Origin of the sequence: Roseomonas sp. 18066 (assembly GCF_902706185.1) — a bacterium.
Taxonomy (GTDB): Bacteria; Pseudomonadota; Alphaproteobacteria; order Acetobacterales; family Acetobacteraceae; genus Pseudoroseomonas.
Window position 1 is genome coordinate 70,750 of the sequence record NZ_CACSJM010000003.1, and the last position, 15,004, is coordinate 85,753.

Annotated in this window: 13 protein-coding genes; 7 read left to right on the plus strand and 6 right to left on the minus strand. The window is 72.7% G+C overall.

Annotation, left to right across the window (positions count from 1 at the left end; translation table 11 throughout):
* The first annotated feature begins 16 nt into the window (after positions 1 to 16).
* On the plus strand, positions 17 to 973 hold the full coding sequence (locus GVN67_RS01245; RefSeq protein WP_159992441.1) for a PLP-dependent cysteine synthase family protein: 957 nt from the start codon (positions 17 to 19) through the stop codon (positions 971 to 973).
* Positions 974 to 1,093: 120 nt separating this feature from the next.
* The gene (locus tag GVN67_RS01250; RefSeq protein ID WP_159992442.1) at positions 1,094 to 1,501 is read left to right on the plus strand and encodes a hypothetical protein; all 408 of its coding nucleotides are present in this window, start codon (positions 1,094 to 1,096) and stop codon (positions 1,499 to 1,501) included.
* 103 nt (positions 1,502 to 1,604) lie between these two features.
* On the opposite strand, the gene GVN67_RS01255 is transcribed toward GVN67_RS01250, so the two are convergent.
* Entirely contained in the window at positions 1,605 to 1,754 is a 150-nt protein-coding gene (locus tag GVN67_RS01255) for a hypothetical protein (RefSeq protein ID WP_159992443.1), read from the minus strand.
* 285 nt (positions 1,755 to 2,039) lie between these two features.
* Here GVN67_RS01255 and GVN67_RS01260 point away from each other — a divergent pair, with 285 nt between their 5' ends.
* Positions 2,040 to 3,224, plus strand: coding sequence for an MFS transporter (locus GVN67_RS01260; protein WP_159992444.1), 1,185 nt, complete (start codon positions 2,040 to 2,042; stop codon positions 3,222 to 3,224).
* A gap of 83 nt (positions 3,225 to 3,307) precedes the next feature.
* Entirely contained in the window at positions 3,308 to 3,913 is a 606-nt protein-coding gene (locus GVN67_RS01265; protein ID WP_159992445.1) for an FMN-binding negative transcriptional regulator, read from the plus strand.
* Positions 3,914 to 3,930: 17 nt separating this feature from the next.
* On the opposite strand, the gene GVN67_RS01270 is transcribed toward GVN67_RS01265, so the two are convergent.
* Positions 3,931 to 5,034 (minus strand): aldo/keto reductase, encoded by a 1,104-nt coding sequence (locus GVN67_RS01270; protein ID WP_159992446.1) that lies wholly within the window; start codon positions 5,032 to 5,034, stop codon positions 3,931 to 3,933.
* A gap of 97 nt (positions 5,035 to 5,131) precedes the next feature.
* Here GVN67_RS01270 and GVN67_RS01275 point away from each other — a divergent pair, with 97 nt between their 5' ends.
* Both GVN67_RS01275 and GVN67_RS01280 read left to right on the plus strand, forming a co-directional pair.
* Entirely contained in the window at positions 5,132 to 6,019 is an 888-nt protein-coding gene (locus GVN67_RS01275) for a LysR family transcriptional regulator (protein ID WP_159992447.1), read from the plus strand.
* Between the two features lie 98 nt (positions 6,020 to 6,117).
* Positions 6,118 to 8,445: a molybdopterin guanine dinucleotide-containing S/N-oxide reductase gene (locus GVN67_RS01280; RefSeq protein ID WP_159992448.1), complete on the plus strand. Its 2,328-nt coding sequence runs from the start codon at positions 6,118 to 6,120 to the stop codon at positions 8,443 to 8,445.
* Positions 8,446 to 8,488: 43 nt separating this feature from the next.
* Here the strand turns inward: GVN67_RS01280 and GVN67_RS01285 are convergent, their stop codons facing one another.
* From GVN67_RS01285 to paoA, 4 genes are all read right to left on the minus strand, one after another.
* Positions 8,489 to 10,063 (minus strand): ABC transporter substrate-binding protein, encoded by a 1,575-nt coding sequence (locus GVN67_RS01285; protein ID WP_159992449.1) that lies wholly within the window; start codon positions 10,061 to 10,063, stop codon positions 8,489 to 8,491.
* 138 nt (positions 10,064 to 10,201) lie between these two features.
* A complete protein-coding gene (gene paoC, locus GVN67_RS01290; RefSeq protein WP_159992450.1) occupies positions 10,202 to 12,394 on the minus strand; it encodes an aldehyde oxidoreductase molybdenum-binding subunit PaoC in 2,193 nt (730 codons plus the stop codon).
* A 4-nt stretch (positions 12,395 to 12,398) separates the two neighbouring features.
* Complete coding sequence (locus tag GVN67_RS01295) at positions 12,399 to 13,349, minus strand: xanthine dehydrogenase family protein subunit M (protein ID WP_159992451.1); 951 nt, start codon at positions 13,347 to 13,349, stop codon at positions 12,399 to 12,401.
* Entirely contained in the window at positions 13,346 to 13,996 is a 651-nt protein-coding gene (paoA, locus tag GVN67_RS01300) for an aldehyde dehydrogenase iron-sulfur subunit PaoA (protein WP_159992452.1), read from the minus strand. Before paoA ends, GVN67_RS01295 begins: the two co-directional genes overlap by 4 nt.
* Positions 13,997 to 14,291: 295 nt before the next feature.
* Here paoA and GVN67_RS01305 point away from each other — a divergent pair, with 295 nt between their 5' ends.
* Complete coding sequence (locus tag GVN67_RS01305; RefSeq protein ID WP_200845071.1) at positions 14,292 to 15,002, plus strand: DJ-1/PfpI family protein; 711 nt, start codon at positions 14,292 to 14,294, stop codon at positions 15,000 to 15,002.
* Positions 15,003 to 15,004: the final 2 nt, after the last annotated feature.

The window sequence follows — 15,004 nt, forward strand, 5'->3', positions numbered from 1 at the left end:
TTCCAGGAGAAACAGCATGGCCAGGATCCACGGCACCCTCTCCGAGCTGGTGGGCGACACGCCGCTGCTGGAGCTGCACCGCATCCGCCGCAAGTGGCAGGTCGAGGCCCGGCTGATCGCCAAGATCGAGTATCTGAGCCCGGCCGGCAGCATCAAGGACCGCACCGCCTGGGGCATCATCCGCGAGGCCGAGCGCAGCGGCCGGCTGCAGCCGGGCGACCTGCTGGTCGATGTCACCAGCGGCAACACCGGCATCGGCCTGGCCGCCATCGCCGCCTCGCGCGGCTATCGCAGCAAGTTCTACCTGCGCAACGTGATCAGCGCCGACAAGATCAACATCCTGCGCCAATACGGCGCCGAGGTGGTGCTGATCGACAACAACGAGTTCCTCGTGCCCGGCGCGCTGGACATCATCCTGCAGCGCATCCAGGACGAGAATCCGGGGGCCTATTTCACCGACCAGCGCGCCAACCCGGCCAATGCCGCGATCCATGCCGAGACCACGGGGCCCGAGATCTGGCGCGACACCGACGGCGCGGTCGACGTGCTGGTCGGCGCCGTCGGCACCGGCGGCACCATCTCCGGCACCGGCCGCTACCTGAAGGGGCTGAAGCCTGGGCTGCAGGTGGTGGTGGCCGAGCCCAGCCCGGATTCCGTCCCCTCCGCCGAGCATCCCTATGCCGAGACCATCGAGGGCGTGCACAAGGTGACCGAGGTCGACCCGCAGGGCCTGCCGGCCAATTACGACGCCGGCGTGGTCGATGCGACGGTCGCCATCAGCGTCGCCGAGGCGCGCGCCACGGCGCAGGCCCTGGCGCGGGAGGAAGGGCTGCTGGCCGGCACCTCGGGCGGCGCCGTGCTGGCCGCGGCGCTGGCGGTGGCCCGCCGCCCGGAACATGCCGGCAAGACCTTCGTCATCGTCATCCCCGACAGCGGCGAGCGCTACCTCTCGCCGCCGGTGGTGCCGGGGTGAGGTTGCAGCGGCCCCTCAATCCGGACAAGAAATGATATTCCTTCCATTTTTAATACTGGAAAATATTCTGGGAGGATGGTTGATTTTGTCGGCCGTTCTTGATCGTCCCAGGAGATCCTCGTGTCCAATGACAATGCCCGCCTGCAGGGCCGCACCGTGCTGGTGGGCGAACCCGGCGCCGCGCGCCGCGAATTCCTGCGCGGCGCGCTGACCGAGGCGGGGATGCATGTGATCGGCCCGGTGCCGGATGCCGCCTCGCTGCAGGGCATGCTGGATGTCTTCTCGATCGACGCCGTGCTGGTCAATGCCGCGCTGCTGCAGCAGCACGCCGTGCCGCCGCTGCTGGCGGGCGAGGCCGGGCTGCTGGTCTTCGGCAGCGAGGCGAAGCTGGCGGCCAGCAGCATCCCCGACAGCGCGCAGCGGCTGGCCGGGCCGCTGACGCCGCCCCGGCTGCGCCGCGCCCTGCAGATGCTGCTGGCCGCGCGCGACGCCGCCGCCACGCCGGAAGATCTGCTGCTGATGGCCTGAGCCGGGCGCAGCCCTCGAAGCCGGGGATCCGCCGCTCCGCCATCACCGCCACGCGCGCGCATGTGGCGCAGCACAGGGCGGTCGTGGCTGACGGAGATCGTGGTCAGCCGCGCGGCAGATTGAGGATGTCCGCCTGCACCGAGACGTCGAGCGCCAGCTGCGGCTGGCGCAACGCGACCCAGTGGCGCAGGGCGGCGGGAGCTTCTTCCACACCCCCTGGGCCGGCGCCGGCCAGCTCAATCCGGGCATGCACCAGTCTCTGCGCGGCAATGGCGCGGCGGGGCGCACCGGCGGCCGAGCTGCAACGCCAGGCGCTGCGCGACCTGCCCTATCTGCCGCTCGGCCAGGTGCTGCCGCGCACCGCCTGTCGCGCCATCAGCGTCGGCTGAAAGGCGCTACCCGCTGTTCTGGAAGCAGCGGCAAGGGCTGAGGCGCGGCAGGATCGCGGCCACCTGGGGGGGGCTGAGCCGCCTCGCCAGCTTGCCGCGGCCCTGGACCCGGCATAGACAGCGTCCCAAAAACCGGGGAGACGCTGCCGATGCCGCCGCCTGCCGCCCCCGCTGCGGCCGCCCCTCATGCTCCCCCTGACGCCGCCGATCCCGGCCGCCGATGGCCGCTGCTGCGCTGGTTCGCCGCCTCCGCCACCTTTGGCGTGCCGCAGGCGGCCGGGCCCATCGTCTTCTCGCTGATCGCGCTCAGCCTGACCGGGGATGCCAGCCAGGGCGCGGCGATCGTCCTGGCCATGACCCTGGCCCAGGTGCTGGGCGCCATCCCCATCGCCCGGCTGGGCCGCCGCTTCCCGGCGGTGCTGTTCCTGAAGCTGCTGGTCGGCCTGCGCAGCCTGGCGCTGGCGCTGATCGCGCTGCTGGCGGCCTGGCAGGCGCCCTTCGCCTGGCTGGTCCTGCTGGCGGCGCTGGGGGGCTGCGTCAACGGCGCCGCGCATGGCTATCTGCGCGCCGTGCTGAACCAGCTGGCGCCGGCCTCGCGGCTGCCGCGGGCGCTGGGCATCGCCGCCACCCTCAACGAGCTGACCTTCGTGCTGGCGCCGGTCGCCGCCTCCGGCCTGGGCACCATCTCGCCGGTCTTCGCCATGCTGGCGCTGACCGCGCTGGGCGCCGCGCCGATCCTGCTGGTGCCGAACCTGCGCGCGGCCGGCCAGGGCGGCGGGCCGCTGCCGGCCGGGGGGCGGGTGCTCAGCCGGCCGATCCTGCTCTGGCTGCTGTGCTCGACGGCAGGCGGGGCGACGGTCGCGGCGATCGAGATCGGCGCCGTCGCCCTGGCGCTGCGCTTCGGCTATGCGCCGGCGCTGGCCTTCCTGTTCACCGTGCCGCTGTGCCTGGCCTCGGTCGCCGGCGGGCTCTGGGTCAGCCTGCGGGCGCGCATGGCCAGCCGCGGCGCGGTGGTGGCGCAGCTTTTCGTCATGGCGCTGGGCGCCGGGCTGGTGGCCCTGCAGCACTCGGTCGCCGCCACCATCCTGGGCGCGGTCGTGGTCGGGCTCGTGCTGGCGCCGCTCGGCACCTACTACTCGCTGGTGCTCGACGGGCTGGCGCCGCCGCCGCGGCGGGCCGAGGTCTTCGCCCTGCTGCGCACCGCCAATGCGGTGGGCGTCATCCTGGCCAGCGCGGTGCTGACCACGGTGTCGCTCTCGGCGACGCTGGTCGCCGTCACCGGGCTGATGCTGGTCGCGGCGGTCACCGTGGCCATCGCCTCGCGGCCGCGCTGACCCCCGCCCCGGCGGGCATGGACAGGACCGGTCCCGGGCGTCACCTTCCGCCGCTGCAAGGAAACGCCAAGGAAAGCACCGGCATGTACGCACCCGCCCCGTTCCGCGCCGAGGAGGCCGCCCTGGCCTGGCGCCTCGTGGAAGACATCCGCCTGGGCTGCCTGATCACCGGCCAGGATGGGCTGCTGGCCTCGCATTTGCCCTTCCTGGTCGACCAGGCGGATGATGGCGGCGTCGTGCTGACCGGCCATCTGGCGCGCGGCAACGCGCAGGCGGCGCGGCTGGACGGCGCCGGGGTGCTGGTCAACTTCCTCGGCGCCAACACGCATGTCTCGCCCAGCTGGTACGGCACGGCGCCGCGCGCGCCGACCTGGAACTATGTCGCCGTGCAGGTGCAGGGCCGCGCCACCCTGGTCGAGGACGCGGCCGCCATCCGCGCCATGGTGCTGCGGCTGAGCAGGGAGATGGAGCCGGCAGGCAGCGCCTGGCAGCCGGACACAGCCTATGTCGACAAGCTGGTGCCGGGCATCCTGGGCTTCACCATCGCGGTGACCGGGGTCGAGACCCAGCTGCGCCTGTCGCAGCAGAACAACGACGACGATCGCGGCCGGGTCCGCGCCGCGCTGGAAGCCGGCAGCACGCGGCAGCGCCAGGTGGCGGAGGCGATCGCGGCCTATCTGCCGGGCTGAGGCCGCCGCCGCCGGCCTCAGACGGGCAGGTCGGCGCCGCCGAAGACGATCTGGTTGCGCACCGCCGGCTGGAACAGGCCATAGAGAAAGCCCTGCGCCCCGCCGCTGGCCTGGTCCAGCGCGGCCTGGTGCTCGGGCGCCAGGGTCAGCGCCAGCGCCGCCGCATTGTCGACCACCTGCTGCGGCCGGCTGACCCCCATCAGCGTCGAGGCGACGCCCGGCCGCCCCACCACCCAGGCCAGGGCGATGCGGGCCGGGCTCTCGCCGGCCTCGGCGGCGACCTGCCGCAGCGCCTCGACGATCGCCCAGTTGCGCGGGGTGAACAGCTGGTCGCCGAAGGGATTGTCGCCATCCAGCCGCTTGTCGCCCTCGGGGCGCGCGGCGGCGTCGCCGGCGCCTTGGTTCGGCACGCCGCCCTGGCGCGGCGCCGCCGCCTCGACCGTGGCGCGGTCGTATTTGCCGGTCAGCAGCCCATAGGCCAGCGGGCTCCAGGGCACCAGGCCGAGGCCCAGCGCCCGGCCGAGCGGGACATGCTCGCTCTCCACCCCGCGCTCGACCAGGGAGTAGAAATACTGCAGGCCGATCGGGGCGGGCAGGCCGCGCGCCTGCGCCAGGGTGGCCAGCTGCGCCGCATACCAGGCCGGCATGTTCGACAGGCCCCAGTAGCGGATCTTCCCCGCCTGGATCAGCGCGGCCATGGTCTGCAGCAGCTCCTCCGCCGGGGTGACGCCGTCCCAGACATGGATCCAGTAGAGGTCGATGAAGTCGGTGCGCAGCCGCTTCAGCGAGCGCTCGACCGCGGCCCGCAGGTGGCGCGCGCCATGGCCGCCCTGCAGCTTGCCCTGGCCGGTGGCGAAGCCGGCCTTGGTGGCGATCACCATGCGGTCGCGCAGGCCCCGGGCGGCGACGAACTCGCCCACCATCGCCTCCGAGCGGCCGCCGGCATAGACATCGGCGGTGTCGACGAAATTGCCGCCGAGCTCGACATAGCGGTCGAAGATCGCCTGGCTGCCGGCGGCATCCGCCCCCCAGCGCGGCGTGCCGAAGGTCATGGTGCCGAGCGCCAGCGGGCTGACCAGCAGCCCCGACCGGCCGAGCGAGCGATAGGTCTCGAGGTTCATCGGCGCTTCCCCCTGGGTGGACCCGGCCGATATGGCCCGATCCGCCGGCGGCGATTAGCCTGCCCAGGGCGCATGGGTTGCTGAAGGATTTTCACCAATGGAGCGGGACCTCTGGTCGGGCCTGGCGGTCTTCGCCGCCATCATGGAGGCCGGCAGCTTCGCCCGGGCGGCGACGCGGCTGGGGCTGTCGGCCTCGGCGCTGAGCCATGCGATGCGCAGCCTGGAGGCCAAGCTGGGCATCCGCCTGCTCGACCGCACCACCCGCTCGCTGGCGCCGACCCCGGCCGGCGAGCAGCTGCTGCTGCGGCTGCGCCCGGCGATGGCGGCGGTGCAGGAGGGCATCGCGGAGCTCGACCAGGCGCGCGACCGCCCGGCCGGGCGGGTGCGGGTCAACGCCCACCGGCCGGGGGCGGTGCATCTGGTGCTGCCGCGCCTGGCGGTGCTGGCCCAGCGCTGCCCGGAGGTCGCGGTCGAGCTGGTGGTCAATGACGGGCTGGTCGACATCGTCGCCGAGCGCTTCGACTGCGGCGTCCGGCACGAGGGCGGGCTGCAGGGCGACATGATCGCGCTGCGCATCAGCGAGCCGATGGCGCTGGTCTATGCCGCATCGCCCGGCTACCTGGCGGAGCACGGCGCGCCGGCGACGCCCGACGACCTCGGCGCGCATCGCTGCATCAGCTACCGCCACACCTCCTCCGGCACGCTGCATCGCTGGGACTTCATGCAGGACGGGCAGCTGTTCGACCGCGCGGTGCCGGGCAGCTTCATCACCAACGATGTCGACCTGATGCGCGACGCGGCGCTGGCGGGCCTCGGCATCGTCTGCCTGCTGCAGGTCCAGGCGGCGCCGCACCTGGCCGCCGGCCGGCTGGTCGAGGTGCTGCCCGGCTGGGCGCCGCGGCTCGCCGCCAATTTCCTGTACTATCCGAGCCGGCGGCAGCCGAGCGCGGCCTTCCGCGCCTTCCTCGAGGTGATGCGGGGGTGAGCGGCCGGGCGCCGGCCCGCGAAAATCACCGCTTTGCCCGACAGCGGCGCCGCGCCTAGGCTGGCGGCCTGGATGGCATGGCACAGGGACGCCCGGGGATGAGCAAGACGGTCGAGGATGCGGCGCAGTTCCGCCAGCACAGCTCGCATTGGGGCGTCTTCTCGGCGGCGATGCGCGGGGACGAGCTGGTGGTGCGCGCCCATCCCGGCGACCCCGACCCGAACGGCATCCTCGACAATTTCCCGGCGGCGCTGCGCCACAAGGCCCGCATCGCCCAGCCGATGGTCCGCCGCGGCTGGCTGGAGCGCGGCCCCGGCCCCGACCCCCAGCGCGGCCGCGACGAGTTTGTTCCGGTTTCCTGGGAGCGAGCCTTGGACCTGCTGGCCGGCGAGGTCCGCCGCGTCGGCGAGACGCATGGCCCCAAGGCGGTCTATGGCGGCTCCTATGGCTGGGCCAGCGCCGGGCGCTTCCACCATGCGCAGAGCCAGATCCACCGCTTCCTGAACACGGCGATCGGCGGCTATGTCGCCTCGGTCAACAGCTACAGCTCGGGCGCGGCCTCGGTGATCGTGCCGCATGTGCTGGGCAATTACGAGGCGCTGACCAAGCACAACGTCACCTGGGACCAGCTGGCGCAGCATACCGAGGTGGTGCTGGCCTTCGGCGGCATGGCGCTGAAGAACGCGATGGTCGCCGGCGGCGGCATCAGCGAGCATGTCGAGCGCCCCTCGATGCAGGCCGCCCGCGAGCGGGGCTGCGACTTCATCCTGGTCGGGCCCCTGCGCAGCGACCTGCCGGCCGAGGCCGGCGCCGAATGGATCGCCAATATCCCCGGCACCGACACGGCGCTGATGCTGGCGCTCGTCCACACGCTGGTGGCGGAAGGCCTGCACGACCGCGGCTTCATCGCCCGCTTCACCGAGGGCTGGGATGAATTCCAGAAATACCTGATGGGCGAGGCCGACGGCCAGGCCAAGGACGCCGCCTGGGCCGCGCCGATCACCGGCGTCGCCGCGGAGGACATCGTGGCCCTGGCGCGCCGGCTGCACGGCAAGCGGGTGCTGATCACCGTCGCCCATGCGCTGCAGCGCGCCGAGCATGGCGAGCAGCCGGTCTGGATGGGCGCGGTGCTGGCCGCCGCCCTGGGCCAGATCGGCCTGCCCGGCGGCGGCTATGGCTATGCGCTGGGCGCCATCGGCTATTACGGGCGGCGGGCCAATGCGGTGCCGAGCCCGACGCTGTCGCAGGGCCGCAACCGCCACGGCAACTATATCCCCGTGGCGCGCATCGCCGACATGCTGCTGAACCCGGGGCAGGACTACCGCTACAACGGGCAGACGCGGAAATACCCGGATATCCGGCTGGTCTATTGGGCGGGCGGCAATCCCTTCCACCACCACCAGGACCTCAACCGGCTGCGCCAGGCCTTCGCCCGCGTCGACACGCTGGTGGTGCATGAGCTGGCCTGGACCGCGACGGCGCGCCACGCCGATATCGTGCTGCCGGCGACCATGACGCTGGAGCGCGAGGATATCGGCTACAGCTCGCACGATCCGCTGATGGTGGCGATGCAGCGCATCGCCGCCCCCTTCGCCGAGGCGCGCGACGACTACGACATCTTCGCCGAGCTCTCGCGGCGCCTCGGCACCGAGGAAGCCTTCACCGAGGGCCGCACCAGCCGCGAATGGCTGAGCCACCTCTACGAGCGCACCCGCCAGGGCCTGGAAGACAAGGGCCTGCCCGCGCCGGATTTCGAAGAGTTCTGGGCGGCGGGCAGCCTGGTGCTGCCGCAGGAGCCGGATGATGGCGGCCCCTGGCGCGCCTTCCGCGAGGACCCCGACGCCAACCCGCTGGCCACGCCGAGCGGCAAGGTCGAGATCTTCTCGGCCACCGTCGCCAGCTTCGGCGAGGCCAGCTGCCCCGGCCACCCCGCCTGGCTGCCGCCCGAGGAGGCGCCCGGCGGCGCCACGCCGCTGCATCTGGTGGCCAACCAGCCGGCGACGCGGCTGCACAGCCAGCTCGACTTCGGCGGCCACAGCGCGGCGGCCAAGCATCGCGAGCGCGAGGTGGCGACCATCCATCCCCTCGACGCCGCCGCGCGTGGCATCGAGGATGGCGACATCATCCGGCTGTTCAACCAGCGCGGCGCCTGCCTGGCCGCCGCCCGCGTCGCCGAGGATATCCGCCCCGGCGTGGTGCAGCTGCCGACCGGCGCCTGGTACGACCCGGAGGATCCTTCGGAAGATGCGCCGCTCTGCGTGCACGGCAATCCGAACGTGCTGACGCGGGATATCGGCACCTCGTCGCTGGCCCAGGGCTGCACCGGGCAGCTGACCGTCGTCGAGATGGAGAAGTTCACCGGCAACCTGCCGCCGATCCGCGCCTTCGACCCGCCGATCGCGCAGCCCGCCTTGGCCGCCGAGTGAGGCGCCGCGCGCCGCGGGCTCAGGAACCCGCGGCGCGGCGGCGTCAGCCGCGCTCGACCCCCCAGAAATAGCAGACCGAGCCCGGCGACACGCCTTTCAGCGCGGTCGAGAAGGCGGTCTTCTGGAAGAACTGGCCGAGCGACAGCGCCGGCGCCTCGTCGATGCAGCGCTGCTGCACTTGGTCGAAGACGGCTTGGGCCTTCGCCGGATCGGCCTCGGCCACCCATTGCCCCACCAGCCGCTCCATCTCCGGGTCGTCGTACCAGCCGGCGGCGATGCCGTCGCCGCGGATATTGGTGTTCAGCGCCGGGTTGGCGATCGACACGCTGGGCCAGTTGGTGTGGTAGATGCTCCAGCCGCCCTTCTCCACCGGCTGGCGCGCCAGGCGCCGCGCCATCAGGCTGCCCCAGTCCATCGCCTGCAGGTCGACCTTGAAGCCCAGCGACTGCAGCAGCGCCGCCGTCACCTGGCCATGCGGCGCGATGGTCGGCTGGTCGGTGGGCTGCAGGATGGCCACCGTCTCGCCCTGGTAGCCGGCGCGCTTCACCGCCTCGCGCGCTTTCTCCAGGTCGTGCGGCGGGGTCATCGCCGCCGCGCCCACCTCGCGCACCCCGGGCATGCCCATCGGGAAGGCGGAGTAGCAGGTCCGCCAGCCGGATTTATCCTCGCCCATGATCGAGACCATGTAGTCGGCCTGGTCCAGCGCGCCCAGCACGATGCGCCGCAGCGCCGGGTTGTTGAAGGGCGCGATGGTGTGGTTGAAGCGGGCGACAGAAAGAAACCCGAAGGGGTCCTGCACCTGCAGCTTGATGTTGCGGGCGCGCTGCAGCAGCGGCAGCAGGTCGGTGGCCGGCTGCTCGACCCAGTCGACCTCGCCGCGCTGCAGCGCCGCCGTCGCCGTCGCGGCGTCCGGCATCACATGCCATTCCAGCCGGTCGATCAGCACCCGCTTGCCGCCCGAGGTCCAGTCGGCCGGCTCGGCGCGCGGCTGATAGCCGTCGAAGCGCTCATAGACCGCCCGCGCGCCGGAAATGTATTCGTCGGCCTTGAAGCGGAACGGGCCGGAGCCGACCATCTCGGTGACGATCCTGGTCCGCTCGGTCTTCGCCAGCCGCTCCGGCATGATGAAGGCGGGCGAGGAATGCGGCTTGCCGATCGCCTCCAGCAGCCGCGGGAAGGGCCGGGTCAGGCGGATGCGGATGGTGCGGTCGTCGGCCGCCTCGAAGGCCTCCACCGCGCGGCGCAGCGTGGTGCCGAAGGTGTCGGTCTGGCTCCAGCGGTCGAGGCTGGCGGCGCAGTCCTGGGCGCGCACCGGCTCGCCGTCATGGAAGCGCAGGCCCTCGCGCAGGCGGATCAGCCAGGTCCGCCCGTCGTCGGAGACGGTGGCGCCCTCGGCCATCTGCGGCTTCGGCGCCTGCTTCCCGTCGACGCCATACAGCGTGTCGAAGACGCAGAAGCCATGGGTGATGGAGACGGCGGCCGTGCTGAACACCGGGTCGAGGGTGCTCAGATTGGCCTGCGGCACGAATTTCAGCACTTTCCGCTCGGCGGCCCGCGCGACCGAGGGGATCGGCAGCAGCGCCGCCCCCGCGGCCTGCAGCATGGTTCTTCGTTGCATCGTCTTCACTCCCCTGCGGTGTTCGCCGGACAGCAAAGCCCCCGTTCAAGCCAGGGCTTCCTGCCGCCGGACCGGGGGGCAGCTTGGCGCGGAAGCCGGCGCGCGGGAAGCCCGGCCAGGGGCCCCCGCGCGCCTGCCTCAGGCCAGTTCCGGCAGCCGGTCGAGGTATTTGTCCAGCGTGATCGGATAGTCGCGCAGCCGCACGCCGGTGGCATTGTGCACCGCATTGGCGATCGCCGCCGCGACGCCGCACAGGCCGAGCTCGCCCACCCCCTTGGCCTTCATCGGCGAGGAGACCGGGTCGGTCTCGTCGAGGAAGATCACCTCCTGGTGCGGGATATCGGCATGCACCGGCACCTCGTAGCCGGCCAGGTCGTGGTTGACGAAGAAGCCGTGGCGGCGGTCCACCGCCAGCTCCTCCATCAGCGCGCCGCCCACCCCCATGGTCATGGCGCCGATCACCTGGCTGCGCGCCGTCTTCGGATTCAGGATGCGCCCCGCCGCGCAGACCGCCAGCATGCGGCGGATGCGCGCCTCGCCGGTCGCGCTGTCCACCGCCACCTCGACGAAATGCGCGCCGAAGGTGGATTGCTGGTAGCGCTTGTCGAGGTCGCCGAACTCGATGCTGTCCTCGACCACCAGCTCCGCCGCGCCGGCCGCCTGGCCGAGGGCCACGCGGCGGTTGCCGGCGCGGATCTCGCCGCCCTCGAAGACCGCGTCGGCCGAGTTGAAGCCGAGCGCCTGGGCCACCGCCTCGCGCAGCTTGACGCAGGCGGCATAGACGCCGGCCGTGGCACTGTTGGCGCCCCATTGCCCGCCCGAGCCGGCCGAGGCCGGGAAGGAGGAATCGCCGAGCCGGACGGTGACCTGGTCCATCCCGACGCCCATCATCTCCGCCGCGGTCTGCGCGATGATGGTGTAGCTGCCGGTGCCGATATCGGTCATGTCGGTCTCGACCGTGATGCCGCCGCGGCTGTTCAGCCGGATGCGGGCGCCCGACTTCATCACCAGGTTGTTGCGGAAGGCCGCCGCCACGCCGAGGCCGGTCAGCCAGCGCCCGTCGCGCGCCTGGCCGGGCCGCGGGTTGCGCTGGCGCCAGCCGAAGCGCTCGGCGCCGAGCCGCAGGCATTCGACCAGCTGCCGCTGCGAGAAGGGTCGCTTCGGGTCGTTCGGATCGACCTGGGTGTCGTTGAGGATGCGGAATTCCACCGGGTCCAGCCCCAGCTTCTCCGCCATCTCGTCCATGGCGATCTCCAGCGCCATCAGCCCCGGCGCCTCGCCGGGGGCGCGCATCGCATTGCCCTCCGGCAGGTCCAGCACCGCCAGGCGCAGCTGGGTCAGCCGGTTGGCCCCGGCATAGAGCAGCCGCGTCTGGTCGACCGCCGTCTCCGGCTGGCCGCCCTTCTGGTCGCCCGACCAGCTTTCATGGCCGATGGCGGTGATGCGGCCGTCCTGGCCGGCGCCCAGGCGGATGCGCTGGATGGTGGCCGGGCGGTGCGTGGTGTTGTTGGCCACCAGCGGCCGCTGCAAGGCCACCTTGACCGGCCGCCCCGCCGCCCGCGCGCCGAGGGCGGCCAGCAGCGCGTCGGCGCGCAGGAACAGCTTGCCGCCGAAGCCGCCGCCGATGAAGGGCGAGATCAGCCGCACCTTCTCCCGCGGCATGCGCAGGGTCTTGGCCAGCTCGCCGGCGCCCCAGGCGATCATCTGGTTGGAGGTCCAGACCACCAGCGCGTCGCCGTCCCAGGCGGCGATGGAGGCATGCGGCTCCATCATCGCATGGCTCTGGTCGGGGGTGGTGTAGGTCGCCTCCAGCGTCACCGGCGCGGCGGCGAAGGCGCGCTCGAAATCGCCGGTGGCCGAGGCCGACTGCTTGACCTTCTCAGCCGTGTCGCGGGCGGCGGCCAGGTCATAGGCGCCCTCGGCCCGGGCGTAGTCGACGCGGATGGCGAGGGCCGCGTCGCGCGCCTGCTCGAAGCTTTCCGCCACCACCAGGGCGATGGCCTGGTGGTAGTGGTCGACCTGGGGCCCGCCCAGCAGCGGCGCGGTGTTCATCTCGCCCTTGTCGAGCGGCCCGGCATTCGCCGCCGTCACCACCGCCAGCACCCCGGGCGCCGCGCGGGCGGCGGCCAGGTCCATGGCGGTGATGCGGCCCTTGGCGATGGCGGCGCCCAGCACATAGCCATAGGCATGCCGGCGCACCGCATCCTGGTGCTCATAGGCATAGGCGGCCTTGCCGGTGGTCTTCAGCCGCCCGTCGATGCGGTCGAGCGGCTGGCCGACCAGCGTCATCCGGTCGATCGGGTTGGTGGTGGCCGGTGTGTCGAATTTCATCGCCTCAGCCCCTCGCCTCGGCCAGCACGGCGCCGAGCGTGCGCTCCGCCAGCGTCACCTTGAACGCATTCTCATGGGTCGGCCGGGCGCCATCGAGGATCGCCCGCATCGCCGGCCCGGCGCCGCGCGCGACCTCGGGCTCCGCCGCCTCGACCCGCCAGGGCCGGGGCGCCACGCCGCCCAGCGCCACCCGGGCCGAGCCGTCGCGCTGCACGATCGCGGCGACCGAGACCAGCGCGAAGGCGTAGGAGGCGCGGTCGCGCACCTTGCGGTAGATCTGCCGGCCGCCGACCGGCGCCGGCAGCGTCACCGCGGTGATCAGCTCGCCCGGCCGCAGCGCCGTCTCCCGCTGCGGCGTGTCGCCGGGCAGGCGGTGGAAATCGGCCATGGGGATGCTGCGCGTGGCGCCGTCGGCGGCGATGGTCTCGACCGCCGCATCCAGCGCGCGCAAGGCCACCGCCATGTCGGACGGGTTGGTGGCGATGCAGGCCTCGCTGTGGCCGATCACCGCCAGCTGCCGGCTGACGCCGCCGATGGCCGCGCAGCCGCTGCCGGGCTGGCGTTTGTTGCAGGCCATGTTGGTGTCGTAGAAATAGGGGCAGCGGGTGCGCTGCAGCAGGTTGCCCGCCGTGGTCGCCTTGTTGCGCAGCTGGCCCGAGGCCCCGGCCAGCAGGGCGCGCGACAGCAGGGCGTAGTCGCGCCGCACCCGCGCATCGGCGGCGAGGTCGGTGTTGCGCACCAGCGCGCCGATGCGCAGGCCGCCCCCGGCCATGGGCTCGATGCCGTCAAGCCCGAGGCCGTTGACATCGATCAGATGCGGCGGCGCCTCGATCTGCAGCTTCATCAGGTCGAGCAGGTTGGTGCCGCCGGCGATGAATTTCGCCGCCGGATGGCGGGCGGCGGCCGCGGCGGCCTCGGCCGGCGAGGCCGGGCGCTCATAGGTGAAGGGCTTCATGCCGGCCGCTCCGCAACCTCGGTGATGGCGTCGACGATGTTGGAATAGGCGCCGCAGCGACAGATATTGCCGCTCATCCGCTCGCGGATCTCCGCCGGGGTGACCTGCGGCCGGGCCTCGAGCTCGGCCGAGACATGGCTCGGAATGCCGGCCCGGATCTCCTCCAGCACGGCGACCGAGGAGCAGATCTGCCCGGGCGTGCAATAGCCGCACTGATAGCCGTCATGCTTGATGAAGGCGGCCTGCATGGCGTGCAGCCGGTCCGGCGTGCCCAGCCCCTCGACGGTGGTGATCTCGTCGCCCTGGTGCATCACCGCGAGCGTCAGGCAGGCATTGATGCGCCGCCCGCCGACGAGGACGGTGCAGGCGCCGCATTGGCCGTGGTCGCAGCCCTTCTTGCTGCCGGTCAGGTCCAGATGCTCGCGCAGCGCGTCGAGCAGGGTGGTGCGCGTGTCGACGTCGAGCGTGCGCGCCGCGCCATTCACGGTGAAGGCGATTTTCATGACCGGGGCTCCCGGGCCGGTTGCAGGGGTATCGGCCGCCGCCGCCCGGGCGCCCGGGCGGCGCGGCGTGGCCACGGCCGCGGTCGTCAGCGTCGCGCCCATCACCAGGTCGCGCCGGGTGGCTGCGAAGTCAGGGGTTCGCATGGCATTCTCCACAGGGTCCTTGCTCGAGCCATGCCGCGCGATCCGCACACCACGCGCATGGCGGGCCGCGGCTGCCGCCGCCTGCCCGTCCTTGTCGTCCACCCCTGCAAACGACGCCGGCGCCGAAAAGTGACAGGTCGATCTGCCGGTGAAACACAGAAGCCCTGCCGCGAGCGTCACCGCGGCCGCGTGGCCGCGCGCCGCATGGCCAGGCGCCGCATGACCGGGCGCCGCATGACCGGGCGCCGGCGGTTGGCTATGATGGCGGCCGGTCGCCGTTCTCCTGGAGCAGGTCATGACATCCATCCCCCTCCGCCCCCCCTTGCGCATCGGCCTGGTGCTGTTCCCCGAGCTGACGCAGCTGGACCTGACCGGCCCGGCCGAGGTGTTCGCCCGCATGCCCGGCGCCGAGGTGCTGTTCCTGTGGAAGACGCTGGACCCGGTCGCCTCCGACCGCGGGCTGCGGCTGCTGCCCAGCGCCAGCTTCGCCGAATGCGGCGCGCTCGACGTCATCTGCGTGCCCGGCGGCCCGGGCCAGATCGCGCTGATGGAGGATGACGAGACGCTGGACTTCCTGCGCCGCGTGGCGCCGGGCTGCCGCCTGGTCACCTCGGTCTGCACCGGCTCGCTGGTGCTGGGGGCGGCGGGGCTGCTGGCGGGCTATCGCGCCACCAGCCACTGGTCGTCGATCGACCAACTGGCGCTGCTCGGCGCCCAGCCGGTGGCCGAGCGGGTGGTGCGCGACCGCGACCGCATCACCGGCGCCGGCGTCACCTCCGGCATCGACTTCGCGCTGCAGGTGGTGGCCGAGCTCGCCGGCGAAGCGGTGGCCCAGGGCATCCAGCTGCAGCTGGAATACGACCCCGAGCCGCCCTGGCCGGCCGGCTCGCCGCGCTCCGCGCCGGCAGCGCTCGTCGCCGCGGCGCGGGAGAAGATCGCCCCCTTCATCGCCCGGCGGCGGGCGGCGACGGAGCGCGCCGCGGCCCGGCTGGGCCGCGCCGGCTGAGG